This window comes from Nocardioides acrostichi, assembly GCF_015319165.1.
Classification (GTDB): Bacteria; Actinomycetota; Actinomycetes; order Propionibacteriales; family Nocardioidaceae; genus Nocardioides; species Nocardioides acrostichi.
In genome coordinates this window covers 350,206-373,918 of the sequence record NZ_JADIVZ010000002.1, presented here as the reverse complement: position 1 = coordinate 373,918, position 23,713 = coordinate 350,206, and the positions used below count along the sequence as shown (strand labels likewise).

Genomic DNA, 23,713 nt, shown 5'->3' with positions numbered 1-23,713 from the left:
CGTGCAGACCGCAAGTGACTCCGCTCACTACGACGTCGTCGTGATCGGCTCCGGCTTCGGCGGCAGCGTCACGGCGCTGCGCCTGAGCGAGAAGGGCTACCGGGTCGGCGTCCTCGAGACCGGACGACGCTGGAGCGATGCCGACTTCGCAGCCCAGGGCCGGCGCGACCTGCTGTGGGCCCCGGCTCTGCGGATGTTCGGCCCGTTGCGGCTCTCCTCCCTCGGCCCGGTGTCGTTGTTCACCGCCGTGGGGGTCGGCGGCGGGTCGCTGGTCTATGCCAACACCCTCTACGAGCCGCACGACGCGTTCTTCGACGACAGCGCGTGGGCCTCGATCACCGACTGGCGCACCGAGCTCGCGCCGTTCTACGACCAGGCGCGCCGCATGCTCGGCGCCGCTCGCAACCCGTGCACGTGGGAGGCCGACGACGTGCTGCACTCGGTCGCCGACGACCTCGGCGCCGGCGCCACGTGGACGCCGGTCGACGCCGGCGTGCTGTTCGGCTCCGACGCGCAGGGCGAGGGCGCCGACGTGGGCGACCCGTTCTTCGGCGGCGCCGGTCCCGGTCGCACCACCTGCACGCACTGCGCCCGGTGCACCACGGGCTGCCCCATCGGCGCCAAGAACACCCTGCCCAAGAACTACCTGTACCTGGCCGAGGCCGCAGGCGCGCGGGTGCACGAGCTGACCGAGGTGGTCGGCATCGAGCCGCGCGCGGGTGGCTACCGGCTGACCACCCGTCGCCCGGGTGCGCGGCGCTCGCCCGGCCCCGTGTTCACCGCCGACCAGGTGGTGGTCTCGGCCGCCGCGCGCGGCACCCAGGAGCTGCTGCTGCGCCAACGGGAGAACGGCAACCTGCCGCGCCTCTCCTCACGGCTCGGGCAGTGGGCGCGGTCGAACTCCGAGGCGATCGTGCTCGTCGACGCCGGCGCCGACCGCGGCTACGACCGCGGCATCGCCATCACCTCCTCGATGCGCCCCGAGACGCACACGCACGTGGAGCTGTGCCGGGCCAGCCCGCAGCAGGAGTCGGGCTCACTCGTGAACGTGCCGCTGGTCGACGGCGGCCCACGGCGACTGCGCCGGTTCGCCGTCGAGCACCTGCGCGAAATGCCTCGCTGGGTACAACGCCCCCGAGGTGCCTCGAAGCGGTCGATCCAACTGCTGGTGATGCAGTCCCTCGACAACTCCCTGACCGCCTACTCTCGCCGCGGGCGGCTCCGCGCCCGGCAGGGCACCGGCCAGCCGAACCCCTCCTGGCTGCCGGTCGCCCACGACGTCGCGCGACGGTTCGCGGCGAAGGTGGGCGGGCGCCCGATGTCGATGGTCACCGACCTGCTGGGCAAGCCCGCCACGGCGCACTACATCGGGGGCGCCGTGCTCGGCGCCACCGCAGAGGACGGTGTGGTCGACCCCTACCACCGGGTGTTCGGCCACCCCGGTCTGCACGTCATCGACGGCTCGACCATCGGTGCGAACCTCGGGGTCAACCCGTCACTGACGATCACCGCGATGGCCGAGCGGGCGGTCGCCCTGTGGCCGAACCAGGGCGAGGTCGACCCCCGCCCCGCCCTGGGCGAGGCCTACGAGCCCGTCACCCCCGTGCCGCCGCTGCGGCCCGTCGTCCCCGAGGCAGCGCCCGGCGCCCTGCGCCTGCCCATCACCCCGGTCTGACGCTGACCCGTCGCTAGTTTTCACGTGACCCGTCGCTAGTTTTCACGTGACCTGCCGCGCGTTTCGACGTGTGTCAAAACTCGTGGCAGGTCGGGTGGAAGGTGGCGACGGGTCACCGGGAAACTGGTGGCGGGTCAGCGCCTACGACAGCTCGCGCTTCAAGATCTTGCCCGTGGCCGTCATCGGCAGCTCGGGCACGATCTCGACGATGCGGGGGTACTTGTAGCCCGCCATCTGCTCCTTGCCCCAGGCGACGAGCTCCTCGGAGGTGAGGGAGGCGTCCTTCTCGAGGATGACGAACGCCTTGACCTCTTCGCCGTGGCTCTCGTGCGGCACGCCGATCACGGCCGCCAGCGAGACGGCGGGGTGGGTGAGCAGCACCTCTTCGATCTCGCGCGGGTACACGTTGTAGCCGCCGCGCAGGATCATGTCCTTGGAGCGGTCGACGATGTAGTACCAGCCGTCGGCGTCACGACGTCCGAGGTCACCGGACTTGAACCAGCCGTCGTGGAGCACCTCCTCGGTGGCCTCGGGTCGGTCGTGGTAGCCCTTCATGACGTTGTGGCCCTTGATGGCGATCTCGCCCACGGCGGTCTTGCCGTCGTCCTCGAGGTCGTCGGGGATCGGATCCCACGAGTCGGGCCGGAGCAGCGCCATCTCGACGCCGGGGATCGGGATGCCGATCGAACCGGGCCGGGGCTCCTCGCCGTGCGGGCTGAACGAGGCGACCGGACTGGTCTCGGAGAGGCCGTAGCCCTCGAGGATGGTGACGCCGAACTTCTCCCGGAAGCTCTTGTGCACCTCGACGGGAAGGGCCGAGCCGCCGGCGGCGGCGATGCGCAGATTCTCGGCGAGTGTGGCGACGTCCGTCTCGGGGGTCAGCGCACCGAGCAGACCCCAGTACATCGTGGGGACGCCCGCGAAGAACGTGATCGACTCCTTGAGCATGAGGTCGAGGGCCGGGGCGGCCTCGAATCGCGGCAGCATCACGACCGTGCCGCCGAAGGCGAACGCACCGTTTTGGATGACGGTCTGCCCGAAGGAGTGGAACAGCGGCAGCACGCAGAGGAAGGTGTCGGGCTGCTCGGCCGAGGCGCCGAAGAGCTGCTCGCCGGCCGTCGCGTTGTCGCGCATGTTGCGGTGCCGCAGTTCGGCGCCCTTGGGCTGTCCGGTGGTGCCCGAGGTGTAGAGGATGACGGCGACGTCGTCCTCGTCGGTCGAGACCGACTCGAAGGTGGTCGGCATCGGCCCCATCGACTGCCCCATCGCGTCGGTGCCCTCGATGGGAGACGCGCCGGCCGGGTCGGCGGTGATCATGAAGAAGTGCTCGCAGCCGTTCGCCTGCTCGAAGCCGGCGTGGCCCTCGGCGCCGATCGGCAGCTCCGGGCTGCCCTGGAAGCAGAAGTAGGCCTTCGCCCCGGAGTCGTCGAGGTGGTAGGCGACCTCGCGGCCCTTGAGCAGCACGTTGAGCGGAACGACCGTTCCGCCGGCCTTGAGGATGCCGAAGTAGACGATCGTGAAGTACGGCAGGTTGGGGCACGAGAGCGCCACCTTGTCGCCCGGCTCGATGCCGCGGTCGACCAGCAGGTTCGCCACCTGGTTGGCCAGCGCGTCGACGGTGCCGTAGTTCAGCCGCAGGTCGCCGAACACGATCGCGTCGCGTTCGGGGACACGCGCTGCGGTGTTCTCCAGCAGGCTGGCGAGGTTATAGGTGGTCACGTGTCCTCCATCACATCGGGCGCTGTCGCGGCTAACCTACCGGGCGGTCACGACTCCCGGCCCTCCAGGATCCGTGCCGCTCGCCGCAGGTCGGCTCGGACGGCGGGCAGCGCGCCGAAGGACGCCGCCCATCCGGCGAACGCCAGCGGTCCGCGGCCGGTGATCCGGAACCGGTAGCCGATGGCGCACCCCTCGGCACACGGCGTGAACCGCAGTTCCAGGGAAGCGCGCACGGCCTTCCACACGCCGTCCTCGGCCCAGAGGCCCGGACGGTCGAAGGCGGTGGTGCGCATGGCCGGGCGGAGTCCGGGTTTGGTGACGTCGGTCCAGGTCTGCCCGAGTCCGGGCTCGCCCTCGATGTCCGTGACGCTGGCGAGACTGGACTGCCACGCGGGGCGGTGGGCCGGGTCGACCAAGTAGTCGAAGGCCACCTCCGGCGACACGCCGACGTGCACCGTGCCACCGACCGTGCGTCCGTGGCCGAGTCCCGAGTCGCCGGACATGGCTAGAAGGTCTCGCCCGTGAGCAGCTCGAAGGCCTCGACGTAGCGGGCCCGGGTGTGCTCGACGACCTCGGTGGGCAGCGGCGGCGGGGCGTCGCCTGAGGAGCGGTCCCAGCCGGACTCCGGCGAGAGCGCCCAGTTGCGCACGATCTGCTTGTCATAGGACGGCTGGGTCTGCCCGGGGTGCCACTCGTTGGCCGGCCAGAAGCGGCTGGAGTCGGGGGTCAGCACCTCGTCGCCGAGCACGAGGGCGGCGTCGGCCGGGCGGCGTCCGAACTCGAGCTTGGTGTCGGCCAGGATGATGCCGCGGTCACGGGCCAGACCCTCGGCCCGCTCGTAGACGGCGAGGGTCAGGTCGCGCAGCGCGGCGGCGTCGTCCGCCCCGATGGTGGTGGCCACGGCGTCGAAGGAGACGTTCTCGTCGTGGTCGCCCAGGTCGGCCTTGGTGGCCGGGGTGAAGATCGGCTCGGGCAGCCGGCTGCCGTCGTCGAGACCCTCGGGCAGCGGTACGCCGCACACCGCGCCGGCCGCGCGGTAGTCGAGCAGACCGGAGCCGGTGAGGTAGCCGCGCGCGACGCACTCGACCGGGAACATGTCGAGCCGCTCGCACACGACCGCTCGCCCGCGGACGGCGGCGGGCACGTCGGCGGTCACGATGTGGCTGGGCACGAGATCGCGCAGCTGCTCGAACCACCACAGCGACATGCGCGTGAGGATCTCGCCCTTGTCGGGGATCGTCGACTCCAGCACGAAGTCGAAGATCGAGAGACGGTCGCTGGCGACCATCAGCAGCTCTCCGGCGTGCTCACCCTCGGTGATCTCGTAGAGGTCGCGCACCTTGCCCGAGTGCACGTGGCGGGTGCCCTCGATCGCGGGTGCGGGCGGGATGCCGAGAGTCGCTGCGTCGCTCACACGGCCAGCGTAGGCCGTGTGAGCCGGCAGTCCGTAGTCAGCAGCCGCAGGTGTAGTAGGTGACGTCCCAGTGGCTGCCTTCGTCGGCGTAGACGTTGCCGCTGGCCGCCTGGTACATCGCCGCGCCGTCGCTGCGCTGACCGATGTAGGAGTACGCCGTGTGCACCCAGCTGGTCAGACACGTGGTGCGGCTGAAGTCGAGCTTGTACCCGTTGCCGTGGGAGTAGGTACCCGAGGAGTGACCGACCTCGGTGCCACCGGTGATGTTCAGGGCGCACCCGGAGGCGCGTTTGAGGGTGATCGCGCCGTCGATCGTGGCCTGGCGGATGCCGTCGAATGAGGTGCAGGTCGAGTTGCTGCGCGTCGTGCAGCCGCCTGAGGAACTCCAGGTGATGCCGGCTGCGCGGAACTGAGACTCGGCGCTGGACTGGGTGACCGCCGAGGCGCTCGGCGCGGCGGCCAGGCCGAGTCCGAGCATCGTTGCCAGCGCGGCGAAGAGCACGGCGAGGCGCGTGACCGGGCGATGGGCAGAGCGATGGGCAGAGCGATGGGCAGAGCGATGGGCCGGGCGATGGGCCGCGACCTGGGCAGGGGCAGGGGCAGGGGTGTATCCCGAGATGGACATGGCTCCACCCTGGTCCAGCCCACCGACCGCCGGCAAGGCCGGTGCCGAGAGTTCATCTGCTCGATACGAGGCCGGCCAGCGCAGCCCGCGCAGCGAGGTGGCCGCACATGCCGTGGGCACCGGCGCCCGGTGGCGTGGCCGCGGAGCAGAGGTAGACGCCGTCGATGCCGGTGGCGTAGGGGTTCGTCGTGGCCCGGGGACGCAGCAGGAGCTGGCGGGCGCTGTTGAGTCCGGTGACGATGTCGCCGCCGACGTAGTTGTGATTGTCGGCGGCGATGGTGGCCGTCGATCGCCTGGTCGTCGCGCGGATGCGGTCGCGGAAGCCTGGGGCGAACCGCTCGATCTGCGCGGTGATCGCCTCGGTCGCATCGCCGGTGTAGCCCGCCGGCACGTGGGCGTAGGCGTCGACCGGGTGCACGTCGCCGGCGCTGCGACCGGGGTCGGCGAGGTACTGCTGCCCCAGCAGCACGAACGGCCGTTCGGGCATGCGTCCGCGGGCGACATCGCGCTCGGCGGCCGCGACCTCCTGGAAGGATCCGCCCACGTGCACGGTGCCGGCGCGGCGCGACGGCTCGTGGGTCCACGGGATCCCGCCCTCGACCGCGAACGCCACCTGGAACGCCGCCGGGCCGTGCCGATAGCGCTCATACGCGCAGCGCACCCGAGCCGGTAGGCGGTCGCCCGCGATCCGCACCGCCGCGCTCGGCGAGGTGTCGAGCAGCACCAGATCGGCTCCGAGGTCGCGCCGGCAGTCGTCGAGGGAGGCCACCCTGACGCCCGTCTCGATTCGGCCGCCGAAGCGCTCGAGTACCCGGATCATGGCATCGGAGATCGCCCGCGACCCGCCGACCGCGACCGGCCAGCCGGCGTGATGCGCCGCCGTCCCGAGCGCGAGACCGATGGCCGAGGAGAGCGGGGCGGTGAACGGCCGGAAGGCGTGCGCGGCCACGCCGGCCCACAGCGCGCGCGCCTCCGGGGTAACGAAGCGCCGGGCCAGGGTGCCGGCCGGGAGGAGCGAGTAGGCCCCGAAGCGCGCCAGCGCGAACGGATGCCGTGGCACGTGCAGCACGGGCTGGAGGAACTCGACCGCGATGGCGTCGAAGCGGTCGTCGAGGGCTCCGAACAGGTGGCGATAGGAGCCCTCGTCGGCGCCCAGCCCCGCGGCGGTTTCGGCGACCGAGCGGACCACGGCCGCGCCACGGCCGCCGTCGAGGGGGTGGGAGTACTGCACCGTGGGCCAGGCCCACTCCAGGCCGGACGCCTCGAGCCCGGCCACCCGCGAGAACGCGGTGTCGACCGCGAGCGGATGGAAGCCGGAGCACTCGTCGTGCAGCAGGCCGGGCAGGGTGGCCTCGACCGACCGGGTGCCGCCGCCGGGGGTGTCGTTCGCCTCGAGCACGGTGACCTCGACGCCCGCGCGGGCCAGGGTGATGGCGGCCGCCAGCCCGTTCGGGCCACTGCCCACCACCGCTGCTGAGGTCACGCGGGTCAACCTACGTGGCCGAGCGCCACGGCGGCGGTCGCCCCTGGAGGAACCACTCCATCGTGCGGGTGATCCACGGCAGGGCGACGTAGACCATGGTCGGGGTCATCACGAGGATCGTGGCGAGCACGCGGAGCACCAGCGGCAGGCCCGCCACCGGCGTGTGCGGGAGCAGCCAGTTCACGACCAGGCTGAGCGGGAAGAACACGATGAAGATGGTGGTGGCCTGCTTCCAGCGCGGTGGCGCGACCGGCTGGTCGAGGTCGTGCACCACGCGGTGGGCCGGGTCGTCGAACCAGCCCTCGATGCCGGTGCGCCGCTCCATCCGCTTCTCGGTGACCCCGAGCCCGGCCGCGGAGTCACGCCACCAGGCGCGCTCCCGCGAGGTCTCCCAGGCCTCGAGCGAGGCCGCGTCGGCGAACCGGTAGAGGATGTGCCAGGTCGCCGACCCGTCGTCGGGCCGCACCCACCCCGCGCCGAGGAAGCCGGGGAACCGCTGCGCCAGCGCGGTGCCCGCCTGGAGCCAGCTGCTCATCTCGGCCTCGCGATCGGGGCCGAGCTCGCGGGTGATCGAGACGGTCACGGGCTGGTCCATGCCCCCATCGTCGCCCACCCGCCCGGGCGTTGGGAGCGCAGGCAGGCTGGAGCGGTGACCGACCAGGCGCACCCCGACCGCTGGCGCATTCTCGCCGTCACCTTGGTCGTGGGCTTCATGAGCCTGCTCGACGTCTCGATCGTCAACGTCGCCATCCCCTCGATGCAAAGCGGTCTCGGCGCCAGCCCCGGCGCCATCCAGTGGGTCGTGTCGGGGTATGCGCTGAGCTTCGGGCTCATGCTGGTCGCCGGGGGTCGCCTCGGCGACGCCTTCGGACGCCGGCGGCTCATGCTGATCGGGCTCACCGGCTTCGTGCTGGCCAGCGCGGCGGTCGGACTCTCGCCCACCGTCGAGCTGGTCGTCGCCGCCCGACTGCTGCAGGGCGTGGCGGCCGGCCTCCTCACCCCGCAGAACTCCGGCATCATCCAGCAGCTGTTCTCCGGAGCCGAGCGCGGCAGGGCCTTCGGTCTCTTCGGCTTCACCGTCTCCCTCGCCTCGGCGATCGGCCCGGTGCTCGGCGGCGGCATCATCGCCGTCGCCGGCGAGGAGCAGGGATGGCGCTGGCTCTTCCTCGTCAACGTACCGGTCGGCGTCGTCGCACTGCTCGCGGTGGCTCGCATGGTGCCCCGGCGCCCACGCGACGACGACGCAGCAGACACCCGCATCGACTTCGTGGGCGCACTCCTGCTCGGCCTGAGCGTGCTGTGTCTGCTCTTCCCCGTCGTCTCCTTGGAGAGCGGGCAACGTGGGCCGCTGCTGTTGCTGGTCGGCCTGCCGCTGGCCGCGTGGGGCTTCGTGCGGTGGGAGCGGCGCCAGGAGCGGCTGCACCGCCCGCCGTTGCTCGACCTGCGCCTGCTGCGCCGGCTGGAGGGCTATCCCAGCGGACTCGCGATCGGCACCCTCTACTTCACCGGGTTCACCGGCATCCTGCTGGTCGTCTCGGTGTTCCTCCAGGAGTCCCTGGGGTACTCGGCGCTGGCCACCGGCCTGGTGCTGATGCCCTTCGCCGTCGGCTCGGCGACCAGCTCGCCGATTGCCGGTCGGTTCGTCACCGGCGTGGGCCGTCGGATCACCGTGGTCGCACTGGCCACGATGATCACCGGCGTGCTCGTGGTGGCGCTGGTGACGCCCCTGGTCGAGAGGTCGTGGACCGTGCTCGTGCCCGCCCTGCTCCTCACGGGCCTCGGAGGCGGCGCGGTGGTCTCACCCAACATCACGCTCACTTTGGCCGAGGTGCCGCCGCGCATGGGCGGCGCCGCCGGTGGCGCCCTCCAGACCGGCCAGCGCCTGGGCTCAGCCGTCGGCGCCGCCCTGGTGCTCACCGCCTACGGCCTGGCCGCGTCGGCCACGTCGGCCCCCCTGGCCTTCCGGACGTCGCTGCTGGTCGCCCTCGTGCCACTCGTCGCCGCCCTCGCCCTCGCCGTGCGGGTGTGGCGGATGGATCCCACCGCGCGTCAGCCGAAGAGCCCCCGCAGCGCGAAGTAGAACACCGACGGGACGAGCAGGCAGCCCATGCCGGTGTAGAACGTGGCGGTCATCGCGCCGTAGGGCACCAGCCGCTTGTCGGTGGCGGCGAGCCCGCCGGCGACCCCGGAGGTGGTGCCCATGAGACCGCCGTAGGCCATGGCCGACTTGTAGTTGTCGAGCCCGATGAACCGGGCGATGAAAGGCGTGCCGATCATGACCAAGACCGACTTCACCAGCCCCGCGGCGACACTGAGAGCGACGACCTCGCTGCTGGCGCCCAGCGCGGTGCCGGTGACCGGACCGACGATGTAGGTGGCCGCTCCCCCGCCGACGGTGGCCATCGACACCGCGTCGGTGTAGCCGAACATCGCGGCGATCGCCGCGCCCACGATGGCGGAGACGAAGACGCCGAGCAGGATCGAGAGGATGCCCGTGGCGCCGCCCCGCCTGATCTCGCGCAGGTCCACCCCGTAGGCGGTGGAGACGATGGCCAGGTCGCGCAGCATCGAGCCGCCGAGCAACGCCATGCCGCCGAAGATCGCGATGTCGGAGATGCCCTTCTCGCCGCCCGTCACGTGGCCGCCCACGTAGGCGAGCACGAGCCCGACGATGATGGCGATGGCCGACCCCTGGAGCCGACCCCGGGTGACCGCCTTCGAGGTGGCGTGGGAGGCCACCATGACCACGCCGACGACGAAGAAGGCGAAGACCAGCCCGTCGTCGACCAGGAGATCCTTGAGCGTGTTCATCGGACGGCCTCCATCGCCTCGTCGTCCCGAAGCGGCGGCAGCGCCTCGGCCCTGCCGCCGATGCGGGCGAGCACCGGCACGAGGGCCAGGCACACCGCGACCGCTGCGACGCCGGCGATGATCGCCATGGGTCCCCCGCTCACGGCCGACACCACGTTCTGCGTGGCCGCCATCGCGACCACGATCGGGATGTACATGGCACTCCAGAACAGGATCCCCTGCTCACTGACGGGCTCGAGATGGCCGCGGCGTCGCAGCTGATCGGCCACGACGACCAACAGCACCATCGCGAACCCCACACCCCCGACGTTGGCCTCGACGCCCAGCGCGAGGCCGAGCAGATCCCCGATGAGCATGCCGACCAGGTAGCACCCGGCCAGCAACGCGACTCCGATGACGACCATCAGCGGTCTCCTTCCTTCTGTGCGCTCTGCGGCGCGGGACTCGTGGTGGGCGTGAACAGGTGCGCGAAGGAGGCTCGCAGCTCGGCCTTCTGCACCTTGCCCATGACGTTGCGCGGGAGCTCCTCGACGGCCTCGACCGCTCGCGGCTGCTTGAACCGGGCCAACCGGTCGGTCAGCGAGGCGAGCAGGTCGTCGGTGTCGAGCCCGCTGCCGGACGACGGCACGACGACGGCGACGACCGCCTCGCCGAGGTCGGGATGGGGGACGCCGATCACGGCCGACTCCAGCACGGAGTCGTGCTCGTCGAGCAGCGCCTCGACCTCCTTGGGGTAGACGTTGTAGCCCCCCGAGATGACCAGATCCTTGTCGCGTCCGACGATGGCCAGGTAGCCGTCGGCGTCGAAGAGTCCGACGTCACCGGTGGTGAACCAGCCATCGGCGGCGAGCTCCTCAGCCGTCTTCTCCGGCTTGTTCCAGTACTCGCGGAACACGTTGGGTCCGCGCACCTCGATGCTGCCGATCTCGCCGGCCGCGAGCGGGGCACCGGTCTCACGGTCGGTCACCCGCACCTGGACCCCGGGCAGCGGCTGGCCGACGGTGCCGGCGCGACGCTCACCGTCGTAGGGGTTCGACGTGATCATGTTCGTCTCGGTCATGCCGTAGCGCTCGAGGATCGCGTGCCCGGTCCGATCGCGCCAGGCCTCGTGCGTCTCGGTGGTCAGCGGCGCCGAACCGGACACGAACAGCCGCATCGGGACGCACTGCTCTCGGGTCAGTCCGGGGTGGTCGAGCAGCCGGGTGTAGAAGGTCGGCACGCCCATGAGCACCGTGGAGGAGGGCAGCAGGTCGATGATGCGGTCGGTGTCGAAGCCGGGGAGGAAGTGCAGGCTCGCCCCGGCGCTCATCGTCATGTTGAGCGCCACGAAGAGGCCGTGCACGTGGAAGAGCGGCAACGCGTGCACGAGCACGTCGTCGGCGGTGAAGCGCCAGGTGCTCAGCAGCGCCTCGCAGTTGGAGGCGAGCCCCCGGTGGGTGAGCACCGCACCCTTGGAGCGCCCGGTGGTGCCGGAGGTGTAGAGGATCGCGGCTGCGTCGTCGGGCCCGATCTCGACCCGCGGCGGGCGGGCGGCGTCGTCCACACGAGCCGCGTGCTCGAGCAACGTGCCGGCGGCGTCGGCTCCCAGGGTGAGGGTGGTGGTCGCGACGCCCGTGGCCTCGACCTCGCTCTCGCCGCCGAGGTCGGCGACCATCACGCGCGGGCGGGCGTCGTCGAGGAAGTACGTCAGCTCGCCACCGGTGTAGGCGCTGTTGAGCGGCAGGTAGACGCCGCCCAGCCGCAGCACGGCCAGGTAGAGCGCCACGGTCTCGGGAACCTTGGGAACCTTCACCGCAACCCGGTCGCCGGGCTGCACCCCCTGCTCGGCCAGGACGACGGCGATCCGGGTCGCGAGGTCGTCGACGTCGCCGTAAGTCCACTCCGCGCCCTCGAGCCGCAGCAGCGGCTCCTGACGGCGGGCCTCGAAGGAGGCCTCGAACAGCGCCGACAGCGTGCTGGCGGCCGGGGCGGTCGTGCTGGTGCGGATCACGAATCTCCTTGTTGTATCTCAAATAACGATGTGATGGATACAACAGAACGTAACCTAGGTCACATGGATGCGCCAGTCCCTCGCTCCCGACGCCTCGATACCTTCGGGCCATGCGCATGACCACGGCGGTGCGGGTACGGCGCGGGCTCGAGGAGAGCATCGTGACCGGGCGGCTCCAGCCCGGCGACCAGCTCGACGTCGACGCCGTCTGCGCCGAGTACGCGTGCTCGCGCACCCCGGTCCGCGAGGCGCTGCACCAGCTGGCGGCGTCCGGTCTGGTCGAGGTGCGCTCCAAGCGCGGCACCTTCGTGTCGCGGCTGACGGTGCGCGAGCTGACCGAACGCTTCGAGGTGATGGCCGAGCTCGAGGGGCTCTGCGCCTCACTCGCCGCCTCGCGCATGGACGCACAGACCGCCGCGCTGATGCACACTCACCTCGCCGCCTGCGAGGAGCGGTGTGCCGCCGACGACGTCGACGGCTACTACGACACCAACAGCGACTTCCACCGCGCCGTCTACGCCGGGTCGGGCAACGCGTTCCTGCGCCGACAGGCCGAGCTGTTGCAGAGCAACCTCGAGGTCTACCGCCGCCTCCAGTTGCGCGTGGGCGATCGCATCCGCCGCAGCCTCGCCGAGCACCGTGCCATCGCCGATGCCATCGCCATGGGCGACTCCGCGACGGCCCGCCGCCTGGCCCACGACCACGTCGTGGTGCAGGGAGACGAGTTCACCGAGCTCGTCATCCGCCTCCAGGGCCGCGTACTCGACTGAGCGTGCCCCAGGCTGCCCCTGGGTGAGGTCTGGAAAGAGGCCGGGGCCGGGGCTGGGGCCGGGGCCGGGGGTCGCGCGTGAGGTCCGGGCCCGAGGTGGGACGGCGCCTGGGGCCGGGGGTCAGGCCGGGGCCGGGGGTCAGGCCGGGGCCGGGGCTGGGGCCTGGGGCCGGGGCCGGGCCTGGGGCCGGGGCCTGGGGCCGGGGGTCGCGCGTGAGGTCCAGGCCCGAGGTGGGACGGCGATTCTGCCCCCGGGACGGTGCAACTTCACCGTCCCGGGGGCGAATTCACCGGACGTCCGGCGAATTCACCCGGCCTCAGCCAGTGTTGCGCAGGCCCGCGGCGATGCCGTTGATCGTGAGCAGCAGGGCACGCTCGAGGTCGGGTGGCACATCGGCGTCGGGATCGTCGCCGGTGAGGTCGCGCGAACGGGCCAGCAGCGAGACCTGGAGGGCGTGCAGCGGGGCCAGATAGGCATCGCGTAGGGCGAGCGTCTGCTTGAGCACCGGCGCCTGCTCCAGCAACTCGGACTGCTCGGTCACCCGCAGCACCTCGGCCACCGTGCGCTCGTGCTCCGCACGGACGAGGTCGAAGAGGCCGGCGGCGTCGTCGGGCACCAGCGTGCGCACGTAGCGGGCGGCGATGTCGAGGTCGGTCTTGGTGAGCGTCATCTGCACGTTGGAGAGGAAGGTGCGGAAGAACGGCCACGAGCCGTACATCTCGCGCAGCATGTCGGCGCGGCCGTCCTCGCGGGCGGCCGCCAGCCCCGAGCCGACCCCGAACCAGCCGGGCAGGATGATGCGCGACTGGGTCCAGCCGAACACCCACGGGATCGCGCGCAGGTCGTCGAGCCCGCCCTCGCCGCCGGGCCGCTTGGAGGGACGCGAGCCGATGTTCATCTTGCCGAGCTCACCGACCGGCGTGGCCGCGTTGAAGAACGGCACCAGCGCAGGGTCGCGCACGACCCCGCGGTAGGCGGTCTGACCGGAACCGGCAACGACGTCCATCGTGGCGTTCCAGTCGTCGAGGACGTCGCGCGGCAGCAGCGAGCTGCGGTGCAGCACCGACGACTCGACCACCGCGGCCAGCGCGCCCTCGAGGTTGAACCGGCCGAGGCCGGGCAGCAGGTACTTGTCGGAGATGACCTCGCCCTGCTCGGTGACCTTGATCGGGCCGTCGAGGGTGCCGTTGGGCTGGGCGGCGATGGCCTGGGCGGTCGGGCCGCCGCCGCGGCCGACGGAGCCACCGCGACCGTGGAAGAGTCGCAGCCGCACTCCGTGCTCGCGCGCCACGTCGCGCAGCGAGCGCTGCGCGCGATGGATCTGCCACTGCGACGCCGCGATGCCGGCGTCCTTGGAGGAGTCGGAGTAGCCGAGCATGATCTCCTGCACGTCGCCGCGGGCGCCGACCACCCGACGATAGGCAGGGTCCGAGAGCAGCCGGTCGAGCAGCGACCCGGCGATCTCGAGCTCGGCCACGGTCTCGAACAGCGGGGCGAAGCCGATGCGCGCCCACGGCTCGTCGAGGCCCTCGCCGACGTCGAGCAGCCCGGCCTCGCGTGCCAGCACCACGACGGCGAGCAGGTCGTCGACGTCGTGGGTCATCGACACGATGTAGGTCTCGATCACGTCGGGGCCGTAGGTGTCGAGCGCGGTGCGGATCGTGGTCATCAAGTCGAGGGACGCCGCCGCGGCGCCGCCGCCGACCGGGCGCCCGGCCCCGACGAGCGGACGTCGTCCGGCCAGCTCGCGCCCGAGCAGCGCGATGCGCGCCTCACGGTCCAGCTCGGCGTAGGGGCCGTCGAGCTCGCCGGTGCGGTCGAACAGCTCGGCCAGGGCGTCGTGGTGCTTCTCCGAGTGCTCGCGCACGTCGAGCGTGGCCAGCCCGAGCCCGACCGCGGTCGCGGTGCGGATGAGCCGGAGGATCGCACCGTCGGCGGTGAGCAGGTCACCGTCGGCACGCATCGACTCGCGCACGAGTGCGAGGTCGGTGAGGAGCTCGTCGAAGCCGAGGTAGTCACGACCGGGCTCGTGTGGGGTGCCCTTCTCGAGCCGGTCGCGGGTGCGCATCAGCCGCACCCGCACGAAGCTGAGCTTGAGCCGGTAGGGCTCCTCGGCGTTGAGCCGGTTGATGGTCGACCAGGTGATCGGCAGCGCCTCGGCGTCGCTCTCCAGCGAGGCGAGCAGGTCGTCGCTGGCCGTGACGACGCGAGTGGTGGCGCTCATCTCGGTGAGCAGCTCCTCGACCTCGGCGATGAGCGTCTTCAGGCCGGTGTCGTGCTGGAGCGCCAGCACCTCGAGGGTCACCTCGGGCGTCACGAAGGGGTTGCCGTCGCGATCGCCTCCGGCCCACGAGCCGAACCGCAGCGGGCGCGCCGTGACGGGCAGCTCGACGTCGATGCTGGCGAGCTGGCGCTGGAGCTCGTTCATCAGGCCGGGGAGCACGTGCTGGGTGATCTGGGTGAGGTAGTAGAGCGCCGTGCGGGCCTCGTCCATCGGCTCGGGCTTGGCGACGCGCAGCTCGTCGGTCTGCCAGAGCAGGTCGACCAGCTCGGCGAGCCGGCTCGCGGTGCGTGCCTCGTCACCCGGGCGCCGGCGTGGATCCTCCGCGAGATCGACGACCTGGGCCACCTTGCGCAACAGTCGCAGCACCGTGCGGCGGCTGGACTCGGTGGGGTGGGCGGTGAAGACGGGGCGGTACTCCACCCGGTCGAGCACGTCGGTGAGCAGGTCGCGGTCGAGGCCGCCGGACTCCAGCGCCTCGCCGATGCGTCCGGCCATGGCGGCGAGCGGGCCGTCGCCGTCGGCTGTGACCTCGCGCCACCGGTGCAGCTGCTCGGTCATGTTGACGAGCTGGAAGTAGTTGGTGAACGCACGCGCCAAGACGACGGCCGTGGCGTCGTCCTGCTCGGCCAGCAGCTCGTGCAACGCGTCGTCGTCCGGGTTGCGGGAGAGCTCGCGCACCTGCTCGACCAGCGCCAGCATCTTTGGACCCTCGTGCCGGGCGATCGCCTCGCCGAGCAGTGCTCCGAGCTGGCGCACCGAGGCCCGCAGAGCCGCGTGCTGCTCGTCGGACGACACCGCGCCGGCGAAGTCGGCGACCCGGGGCTCACGGCGGTCGGCCTGGATCAGCTCCTCGGTGCTGGCTGCGCGTCCGGTGCTGGGTGCGGAGTGGGGTGGCATGGCGACCAGTCAACACCGCCGGTGAGTCACCCGCGTGAACCGGCTCAGTAGGTGAGCGGGGCCGGGGCCCGGGTGCTGCCTGCGCAGACTCCCACGCTCAGAGGATGGCCCCCGGGGCGTAGGCGGCCGCCTGCGGGTGTTCGGCACAGATCTTCTCGACGGCCTGCACCACGGCCTGGGTCTGGGCGACGGCGGCACCGGTGAAGGTGATCGGTTCGGCGACGAGCGACTCCAGCTGGGCCGTCGTCAGGCCGAGGCGCTCGTCGGCGGCGAGCTTGGCGAAGACGTCGTTCTCGGCCTGGCCCTGGCGCATCGCCAGCGCGGTGCCGACGGCGGCCTCCTTGATCGCCTCGTGCGCCGACTCGCGACCGACGCCGTTGCGCACCGCGCTCATGAGCACCTTGGTGGTGGCCAGGTAGGGCAGGTAGCGGTCGAGCTCGCGTTGGATCACGGCCGGGAAGGCACCGAACTCGTCGAGCACGGTGAGGAAGGTCTGGAAGAGGCCGTCGACGGCGAAGAACGCGTCGGGCAGCGCCACCCGGCGCACCACCGAGCACGACACGTCGCCCTCGTTCCACTGGTCGCCGGCCAGCTCGCCCACCATGGAGAGGTAGCCGCGGGTCACGACCGCCAGGCCGTTCACCCGCTCACACGAGCGGGTGTTCATCTTGTGCGGCATTGCCGAGGAGCCGACCTGCCCCTCCTTGAACCCCTCGGTGACGACCTCGTTGCCGGCCATCAGCCGGATCGTCGTCGCCAGGTTCGACGGCGCGGCCGTGAGCTGCACCAGGGCGGAGAGGACGTCGAAGTCGAGGCTGCGCGGGTACACCTGGCCGACGCTGGTCAGCACCCGGTCGAATCCCAGGTGCGCGGCCACGCGCTGCTCGAGGTCGGCCAGCTTGTCGGCGTCGCCGTCGAGGAGGTCGAGCATGTCCTGCGCGGTGCCCATGGGGCCCTTGATGCCGCGCAGCGGGTAGCGGGCCAGCAGCTCGGTGACCCGTTCGAGGGAGACCAGCAACTCGTCGGCCACGGTGGCGAACCGCTTGCCCAGCGTGGTCGCCTGCGCGGCGACGTTGTGCGAGCGCCCGGCCATCACCGTGGTCTCGTGCTCGGCGGCCAGCCGACCGAGCCGGGCCAGGGTGGCGATCGCTCGGTCGCGCAGCAGCGCGAGCGACTGGCGCACCTGGAGCTGCTCGACGTTCTCGGTGAGGTCGCGGCTGGTCATGCCCTTGTGGATGTGTTCGTGACCGGCCAGCGCGCAGAACTCCTCGATGCGTGCCTTCACGTCGTGCCGGGTGATCCGCTCGCGGGCCGCGATGGAGGCGAGATCGACTCCCTGCTCGCCTCGGTCGGCGACCTCCTCGTAGGCCTCCACGACGCCTGCGGGCACGTCGATGCCGAGGTCGGCCTGCGCCTTGAGCACCGCGATCCACAGCTGCCGCTCGAGCACGATCTTGTGCTCCGGGCTCCAGATCCGGGCCAGGTCGGCGGCGGCGTAGCGGGTGGCCAGGACGTTCGGGACGCTCACCTGCCCGATTCTCTCACCCGGCGGCGGGTGGGAGCACGTCGGCGAGTTCGAGGCGGACGACGCCGTGCTCGCCCACCGTCACCTCACCGGCCGGGTGGTCGTCGTCCAGTGCCAGCACCGGCTCCCAGGCCCCGTCGACCAGGTCGAGCACGTCGAGGCGGCGCAGCTCGGGGTCGGCCAGCCAGAGCTGGGCGATGTCCGCCGACGCGTACTCCATCGGCTTGCGCACCGTGTCCTCGGTGCGGGTGCTCGGCGAGAGCACCTCGACCACCAGCACGGGAGGCTCCTCGGCGAACGTGGTGGACTGCACGGCGTCGAAGACGGCGATGTCGGGGCCGCGTAGCCGGTCCCCCGGCAGCCGGAGACCCGCCTCCGGCACGACCTCGAGATCCGGGAGAGCCTGCATCGGTGCACGCATGAGGCGCCCGACCACCACCCCGTGCCGGTGGCTCGGCCGCGGACTCACCACGACCTCGCCGTCGACGAACTCCGCACGCGCGTCGTCGGGCAGCCGGAGGTACTCCTCCCACGACATCCGGAACCGCCGCAACGGCTCCTCCGCGACCTCCACACGCCCTCCAGCGACGACCGGCACGACCACACCCAGACCTCCATGATGACCCCGAGAACACTCCCGGCACCACCATGGACCAGGTCGCCGACGCCCCGCGGGCGCCGTCCTCGAGGCCTCTGCGGGGCTACTCCGTGGCTGCGTCGAGGGCGATGTCCGTGCGGTGCTGGGCGCCGTCGAACTCGATCTGGGCGACGCCGTCGTAGGCGCGCTCGCGGGCGGCGGCGAGGGTCTCGCCGGTGCCGACGACCGCCAGCACGCGCCCCCCGGCCGTGACGGTGGCGCGCTCGACGGTGGCCGTGCCGGCGTGGATGACGTGCACCCCCTCGAGCGCCTCCGCGTCGACGAGCCCGCGGATCACGTCGCCCTTCGACGACGACGCGGGGTAGCCCCCGCTGGCCAGCACGACGCCCACCGCGGCGCCGTCGGCGAAGACCGGGGCGGGCACCGAGGCGAGCGTGCCGTCGGCCGAGCCGAGCAGCAGCGCGCCGAGCGGGGAGTCGAGCAGGGCCAGCAGGGGCTGGGTCTCGGGGTCGCCCCAGCGCACGTTGAACTCGACGACGCGCACGCCGCGCGAGGTGAGCGCGAGGCCGGCGTAGAGCAGCCCGGTGAACGGGGTGCCGCGGCGCGCGAGCTCCTCGACGGTCGGCCTCAGGACGGTGTCGAGCACCTCCTCGACCAGGCCCTCGGGCGCCCAGGGCAGCGGTGTGTACGCGCCCATGCCGCCGGTGTTGGGGCCTTCGTCGCCGTCGAGGGCCCGCTTGAAGTCCTGCGCGGGCTGCAGCGGGTAGACGGTCGCGCCGTCGGTCTCGCTCCACCCGCAGATGGCGAACAGCGAGACCTCCGGGCCGTCGAGGAACTCCTCGATCACGACCCGTCCGCACGCGGCCGCGTGCTCGACGGCGGCGTCGCGGTCGTCGGTGACGACCACGCCCTTGCCGGCGGCGAGGCCGTCGTCCTTCACGACGTACGGCGGGCCGTAGGCGTCGAGCGCGGCCTGCACCTCGACCGGCGTCTCGCACACGAGTGCGGCCGCGGTCGGCACCCCGGCGGCCTCCATGACCTCCTTCGCGAACGCCTTCGACCCCTCCAGCTGCGCGGCGGCGGCGCTCGGGCCGAACACCGCCACACCCCGCGCGCGGACGGCGTCGGAGACCCCCGCCACCAGCGGCGCCTCCGGCCCCACCACGACGAGGTCGACGCCGAGCGAGACGGCCAGGTCGGCCACTGCCTCGCCGTCCATCGCGTCGACGTCGTGCAGGGTCGCCACCGCTGCGATCCCGGGGTTGCCGGGCGCCGCGTGCACCTCCGTGACGCCGGGGTCGAGGGAGAGCGCCCGGGCGAGCGCGTGCTCGCGGCCGCCGGTGCCGATCACGAGTGCCTTCACGAGCCGAACCCTAGCCGCGGAACACCCTGGTACGAACCGTCGCCCGACCGTCGCGATGCCCGGCACGATGCGCCACGACCTCGAGGGTGAGCAGCCGTCCTGCGAGACCCCGCGGAACGCGGAGCGAGCGCCGGTGCCCCAGGACGCGCCCGTCGGAGGACCAGGTGAAGGTGTAGTCCGTGGGCCGCTGGGTCCAGTGCCCACGGCTCACGCGAACGACCCCGCCCGGGAGCGCGGGCGTCACGAAGGAGGGGCGCGCAGTGGCCTGGGGTCGACGCCCCCACCCGATCCTGCGGGCGTCGGATTCGTACACGCCGTCGCGGTAGAAGCGGCGGCTCGTCGTGATGCGCACCGACACCGCGTGGCCGCGGTCGCCGGCGCGCGGCTTGTAGGTGGCCCTGTCGGCACCGTCGATGGGCCTACCGTCGCGGAGCCACTGCCAGGCCGTGGTGACGGGAGTCGGCCACCACGTCAGCGGCGGGGCGTAGAGCCGACCGTCGACCACCGGGTCGTCGGCCGGTACCGCGATCTGCTGGTCCGGGATCTCGTCCGGTCCCCGCACGGCTCGTCGTCGCTGCACGACAGACGCAGGTCGATCGTAAGGCTCTCGACACCGGGCGGACGACGCAGCACGACGGTGCCGGTCTCGGAGATGACCCCGGTTCCGGCACCTTCACGGACGAGGTCATCACCGCGGCACGTCAGCCTCGTCGGGCCGTCGTCCGCAGACACCAGGCAAGGCCGAAGGCCACCGTGGGGCGTGTCTGCCCACGCGACGGGAACGACAGCACCGTCTGGGGCATCGAGCCGGAGATCCTGCGCCGGCTGCGTGCCCAGTACCGCCGCCATGCAGGCGATGGGGTGCTCGTGGTCGAGCACGACCTGCACGGTGACCGGACCCTGGGTCAGGTCCGGCGAGACACAGCGGGGCGCCGCTGCATCCACACCCTGCACTTCGTGCAGGGCGACCCCGTAGTCCTGAGAGCCCACGTCGCCGCCCATGACCACCGCCACGACGGGCACGTCAGTCGGTGGCTGACAGTCGTCCTCCTCACACCACGCACGCCAGCCGGTCGATGTGACCCACGACCAGCCCACCCGCAGACCCTGACCCACAGCGGGCTGTTGATCGGTCACCCGGCCGCCGAAGACGAACCCCTCGTGAGCCGCGACGGGGGTGCCTGGCTCGAAGCGGTAGCAGTCGAGCTCCAGCGGGCTCCCGATCGTGCCCGTCGCCGCGGCGCCGTTCTCGGTGCCCGTCTGGCACGAGGAGCCGTCTGCCACAGGTCGCACGGCGACGGACCATCGCGGGCTCCCCTGGTCCGGCACCACGACGACCGCCGCTCGGTCGTCAGGGTCGTCAGGGTCGGCGGTCGCGCCGGGTCGACAGACGGTGTGCTGCTCGCGCTGGAAGACGTCTCCGTCACTGTCGTAGAACTGCCGGCAAGCGGCGGTGGTGTGGTGAGGTGGAGTCACGGATGCGACCCCCTGGCCGCCGCCGGCGGGGGCCGCCGACAGTACAGTCACGGATCCCAGCCCAGCGGGATCGACCGTCCAGCACATCGCGAAGTCGTCGCCCGAGCCGTCGACGGCAGCGCTCGTGCCGCCGGCGGTGAAGTACGCCGCGGGCTCCAGCTCGGGGCAGCTGGAGGAGTCGTCGAGGCGGACGAGGCCCAGCGCCCAGGTCTCGTCGGACCGTGTGGTCGTCCAGAGCCGGAAGGGCGCGCGGCCGGTCAGGGGGCACACGGCGCCGGCCTGGTCCGCCGAGAACCTGCACTGCTGCTCGCCGTTGTCGTCGACCACACGGGCCCAGCCGACGCGAGAGTCGTACGACGCCACGAACTCGACCTCGGAGCCGGAGGCCACGTCGAGCGTGGTGCAGCCCTCGACGCTCCCAGCGCCCGCCGGCACCTCCCAGTCGGTCGAGCGCACCACCCCGTCGAGGGCGGTCCTGGCCAGGATCCGGCACGAAGGCTCGGCATCGGCCGACGCCGCCGTCGGCACGAGCAGGGTCACGATGAGGACAGCAGCGGCGAAGAGGGCAGGACGCGGCACAGCGAGCTCCCGAGGCGGCCGACAGCCCGGCCCGATGGCGCTGTGCGACGCGCAGCGAGCGGCACTGTACCCGCGAACCGCCTGTGGACGGGGCCGACGGACGACGCCGGTCCGCGGCAGGCTGCGGGTGTGGACGACGAGACCCTCACCCCGGCGCGGGCGCTGGCCGAGCTGGGTGGCGTGGCGACGCGCGCCAGGCTGGTGGAGGTCTGCGGGCGGCGAGCCGTCGACGAGGGCTTGCGCCAAGGCGAGGTCGTGGCGGTGGCGCGGGGGGTCTACGCACAGGCCGGGGTGACGTCATCGCTCACCGCAGCGGCGGCCGTCGGAGGCACGGTGTCGCACCGCAGCGCGGCGCTGCTGCACGGGTGGGGCGTGCTCACCGAGCCGGACCCGCCAGAGGTCACGGTCCGGCGCAACCGTCGGGTGGTCTCGACGGGCGGCGTCACCCTCCACCGCTCCGACCTGGCCCCGGACGACACGGCCGACGGGGCAACCCGGCCGGACCGCACCCTGGCCGACTGCCTGCGTCTACCCGACGAGCGTGAGGCCCTCGCGGTCGCCGACTCGGCGCTGCGCTCCGGCGTCAGCCGACCCCACCTGCTAGCGATCGCCCGCGACCTGCGTGGACCGGGTTCCCAGCGGGCCCGGTGGGTCGCGCAGCGAGCCACCCGGTTCGCCGACAACCCGTTCGAGTCGGCGCTACGACACGCCTGCCTCCGCGTGCCGGGGCTCCGCGTCGTCGCCCAGGTCGACGTGCGCGACCCGCACTGGCTGGGCCGCCCCGACCTGGTCGACGAGCGGTTGCGGCTGGTCCTCGAGGCCGACTCGTTCGCGTGGCACGGCGACCGGGCGGCTCTCGACCGCGACTGCATCAGGTACAACGCGTTCGTCGCCGCGGGGTGGCTGGTGCTGCGCTTCAGCTGGGAGCAGGTGGTCCTGCACCCCTCCTCGGTCACGGCCACGGTGCGGGCCGTCGTACAGCGGCGTACACAACGCCCGTGCCAGACCTGCGGCGCCGCCTGAGACGGGGCTGCCCGCCGCCCGACGGCCCCGTTGTGTACGCCGCTGTACGAGACCCCTCAGATGAGCGGGTGCACCACGACGGTCGCGTCCCGATCAGGGCCGACGCCGACGGCGGAGATGCGGGCGCCGGACATGCCCTCGACGGCGCGCACGTAGTCCTGGGCGTTCTGCGGCAGGTCGGCGAAGGTGCGGCAGTGCGAGATGTCCTCCCACCAGCCGGGCAGGTACTCATAGATCGGTACGGCGTGGTGGAAGTCGGTCTGGTTGACCGGCATCTCGTCGTGGCGCGCGCCGTTCACGTCGTAGGCCACGCACACCGGAACCTGCTCCAGGCCGGTGAGCACGTCGAGCTTGGTGAGCACGAAGTCGGTGACGCCGTTGACCCGCGCGGCGTAGCGGGCGATCACGGCGTCGTACCAGCCACAACGGCGGGGGCGACCCGTGGTCGTGCCGAACTCGGCGCCGACCTTGCGCAGGTGCTCACCGGAGTCGTCGAACAGCTCGGTGGGGAACGGGCCCTCCCCGACGCGGGTCGTATAGGCCTTGACGATGCCGATCACCTGGTCCAGGCGCATCGGCGGGATGCCCGAGCCGGTGCACGCGCCGCCTGCGGTGGCCGAGGACGACGTGACGAAGGGGTAGGTGCCGTGGTCGACGTCGAGCAGCGTGGCCTGGCCGGCCTCGAGCAGCACGACCTGGCCACGGTCGAGCGCCTGGTTCAGCAGCAGCCCGGTGTCGGCGACCATCGGCCGCAGCCGGTCGGCGTGGCGCACCAGCTGCTCGACGATCTCGTCGGCCTCCGGCGCGCGCCGGTTGTAGATCTTGGTGAGCACCTGGCTCTTGAGCTCGAGTGCTCCCTCGACCTTCTGGCGCAGGATCTTCTCGTCGAAGAGATCCTGCACGCGGATGCCGATGCGGTTCATCTTGTCGGCGTACGTCGGCCCGATGCCGCGGCCGGTGGTGCCGATCTTGCGCGAGCCGAGGAACCGCTCGGTGACCTTGTCGACCTGGCGGTTGTAGTCGGCGATCACGTGGGCGCTCGCGCTGACGACCAGGGCCGAGGTGTCGACTCCTCGCGCCTCCAGGCCGTCGATCTCCTCGAACAGCACGTCGAGGTCGACCACCACACCGTTGCCGATGACCGGCGTGCAGCCCGGGGTGAGGATGCCCGAGGGCAGCAGGTGCAGGGCGTACTTCTGGTCGCCCACGACCACGGTGTGGCCGGCGTTGTTGCCGCCGTTGAACTTCACGACGTAGTCGACCGACGAGCCGAGCAGGTCGGTCGCCTTGCCCTTGCCCTCGTCGCCCCACTGCGCGCCGATGATGGCGATGGCGGGCATCTGCTGCTCCCTCGTGCCGGTGGTCGTCTGGCATCCGAACGCACGAAGAGCCCGGGCGCACCGGGCTCGTGCGACCACACGCTACCAAAGGTGAGGCCGCGGTCTCGGCGCTCGCCCGGGTCGCGGCTCCCGATCGCTCGC

20 protein-coding genes are annotated in these 23,713 nt (G+C 72.1%); 4 read left to right on the top strand and 16 right to left on the bottom strand.

What is annotated here, in order from left to right; genetic code table 11:
* The first annotated feature begins 1 nt into the window (after position 1).
* The gene (locus ISG29_RS06630; RefSeq protein ID WP_194502584.1) at positions 2-1,675 is read left to right on the top strand and encodes an FAD-dependent oxidoreductase; all 1,674 of its coding nucleotides are present in this window, start codon (positions 2-4) and stop codon (positions 1,673-1,675) included.
* A gap of 141 nt (positions 1,676-1,816) precedes the next feature.
* On the opposite strand, the gene ISG29_RS06625 is transcribed toward ISG29_RS06630, so the two are convergent.
* From ISG29_RS06625 to ISG29_RS06600, 6 genes are read right to left on the bottom strand one after another with little or no spacing between them, the layout of a single operon-like run.
* Positions 1,817-3,394: a long-chain-fatty-acid--CoA ligase gene (locus ISG29_RS06625; RefSeq protein ID WP_194502583.1), complete on the bottom strand. Its 1,578-nt coding sequence runs from the start codon at positions 3,392-3,394 to the stop codon at positions 1,817-1,819.
* Positions 3,395-3,441: 47 nt separating this feature from the next.
* A complete protein-coding gene (locus ISG29_RS06620) occupies positions 3,442-3,897 on the bottom strand; it encodes an SRPBCC family protein (protein ID WP_194502582.1) in 456 nt (151 codons plus the stop codon).
* A 2-nt stretch (positions 3,898-3,899) separates the two neighbouring features.
* Positions 3,900-4,808 (bottom strand): phosphoribosylaminoimidazolesuccinocarboxamide synthase, encoded by a 909-nt coding sequence (locus ISG29_RS06615; RefSeq protein WP_194502581.1) that lies wholly within the window; start codon positions 4,806-4,808, stop codon positions 3,900-3,902.
* A 37-nt stretch (positions 4,809-4,845) separates the two neighbouring features.
* On the bottom strand, positions 4,846-5,433 hold the full coding sequence (locus ISG29_RS06610; protein WP_235958607.1) for a hypothetical protein: 588 nt from the start codon (positions 5,431-5,433) through the stop codon (positions 4,846-4,848).
* 52 nt (positions 5,434-5,485) lie between these two features.
* A complete protein-coding gene (locus tag ISG29_RS06605; protein WP_194502580.1) occupies positions 5,486-6,916 on the bottom strand; it encodes a phytoene desaturase family protein in 1,431 nt (476 codons plus the stop codon).
* A gap of 10 nt (positions 6,917-6,926) precedes the next feature.
* The gene (locus tag ISG29_RS06600; RefSeq protein ID WP_194502579.1) at positions 6,927-7,511 is read right to left on the bottom strand and encodes an antibiotic biosynthesis monooxygenase; all 585 of its coding nucleotides are present in this window, start codon (positions 7,509-7,511) and stop codon (positions 6,927-6,929) included.
* Positions 7,512-7,565: 54 nt separating this feature from the next.
* Here ISG29_RS06600 and ISG29_RS06595 point away from each other — a divergent pair, with 54 nt between their 5' ends.
* Positions 7,566-8,996 (top strand): MFS transporter, encoded by a 1,431-nt coding sequence (locus tag ISG29_RS06595; protein WP_328828229.1) that lies wholly within the window; start codon positions 7,566-7,568, stop codon positions 8,994-8,996.
* On the opposite strand, the gene madM is transcribed toward ISG29_RS06595, so the two are convergent.
* From madM to ISG29_RS06580, 3 genes are read right to left on the bottom strand one after another with little or no spacing between them, the layout of a single operon-like run.
* Positions 8,966-9,727: a malonate transporter subunit MadM gene (gene madM, locus ISG29_RS06590; protein WP_194502578.1), complete on the bottom strand. Its 762-nt coding sequence runs from the start codon at positions 9,725-9,727 to the stop codon at positions 8,966-8,968. The genes ISG29_RS06595 and madM overlap by 31 nt on opposite strands.
* Complete coding sequence (gene madL / locus ISG29_RS06585; RefSeq protein WP_194502577.1) at positions 9,724-10,131, bottom strand: malonate transporter subunit MadL; 408 nt, start codon at positions 10,129-10,131, stop codon at positions 9,724-9,726. The genes madM and madL overlap by 4 nt, the downstream gene beginning before the upstream one ends.
* Positions 10,131-11,717 carry an AMP-binding protein gene (locus ISG29_RS06580; RefSeq protein ID WP_207792818.1) on the bottom strand — a complete coding sequence of 529 codons (1,587 nt, stop codon included), beginning with the start codon at positions 11,715-11,717 and terminating at the stop codon, positions 10,131-10,133. Before ISG29_RS06580 ends, madL begins: the two co-directional genes overlap by 1 nt.
* Positions 11,718-11,827: 110 nt before the next feature.
* On the opposite strand from ISG29_RS06580, the gene ISG29_RS06575 reads away from it, so the two are divergent.
* Complete coding sequence (locus ISG29_RS06575) at positions 11,828-12,487, top strand: GntR family transcriptional regulator (protein ID WP_194502576.1); 660 nt, start codon at positions 11,828-11,830, stop codon at positions 12,485-12,487.
* A gap of 316 nt (positions 12,488-12,803) precedes the next feature.
* Here ISG29_RS06575 and ppc read toward each other — a convergent pair whose 3' ends face one another.
* The 6 genes from ppc to ISG29_RS06545 all read right to left on the bottom strand — a co-directional run bounded on the left by ppc (position 12,804) and on the right by ISG29_RS06545 (position 21,209).
* Positions 12,804-15,668: a phosphoenolpyruvate carboxylase gene (gene ppc, locus ISG29_RS06570; RefSeq protein ID WP_194502575.1), complete on the bottom strand. Its 2,865-nt coding sequence runs from the start codon at positions 15,666-15,668 to the stop codon at positions 12,804-12,806.
* A gap of 97 nt (positions 15,669-15,765) precedes the next feature.
* Complete coding sequence (gene purB, locus ISG29_RS06565; RefSeq protein ID WP_194502574.1) at positions 15,766-17,196, bottom strand: adenylosuccinate lyase; 1,431 nt, start codon at positions 17,194-17,196, stop codon at positions 15,766-15,768.
* Positions 17,197-17,209: 13 nt separating this feature from the next.
* The gene (locus tag ISG29_RS06560; RefSeq protein ID WP_194502573.1) at positions 17,210-17,791 is read right to left on the bottom strand and encodes a Uma2 family endonuclease; all 582 of its coding nucleotides are present in this window, start codon (positions 17,789-17,791) and stop codon (positions 17,210-17,212) included.
* A gap of 103 nt (positions 17,792-17,894) precedes the next feature.
* The gene (gene purD / locus ISG29_RS06555) at positions 17,895-19,154 is read right to left on the bottom strand and encodes a phosphoribosylamine--glycine ligase (RefSeq protein WP_194502572.1); all 1,260 of its coding nucleotides are present in this window, start codon (positions 19,152-19,154) and stop codon (positions 17,895-17,897) included.
* Positions 19,155-19,164: 10 nt separating this feature from the next.
* Entirely contained in the window at positions 19,165-19,716 is a 552-nt protein-coding gene (locus ISG29_RS06550; RefSeq protein WP_194502571.1) for a hypothetical protein, read from the bottom strand.
* Positions 19,626-21,209 carry a hypothetical protein gene (locus ISG29_RS06545; protein WP_194502570.1) on the bottom strand — a complete coding sequence of 528 codons (1,584 nt, stop codon included), beginning with the start codon at positions 21,207-21,209 and terminating at the stop codon, positions 19,626-19,628. The genes ISG29_RS06550 and ISG29_RS06545 overlap by 91 nt, the downstream gene beginning before the upstream one ends.
* A gap of 129 nt (positions 21,210-21,338) precedes the next feature.
* Between ISG29_RS06545 and ISG29_RS06540 the strand changes: the two genes are divergently transcribed.
* A complete protein-coding gene (locus tag ISG29_RS06540) occupies positions 21,339-22,232 on the top strand; it encodes a DUF559 domain-containing protein (RefSeq protein ID WP_194502569.1) in 894 nt (297 codons plus the stop codon).
* 56 nt (positions 22,233-22,288) lie between these two features.
* Here ISG29_RS06540 and ISG29_RS06535 read toward each other — a convergent pair whose 3' ends face one another.
* On the bottom strand, positions 22,289-23,572 hold the full coding sequence (locus tag ISG29_RS06535) for an adenylosuccinate synthase (protein ID WP_194502568.1): 1,284 nt from the start codon (positions 23,570-23,572) through the stop codon (positions 22,289-22,291).
* Positions 23,573-23,713: the final 141 nt, after the last annotated feature.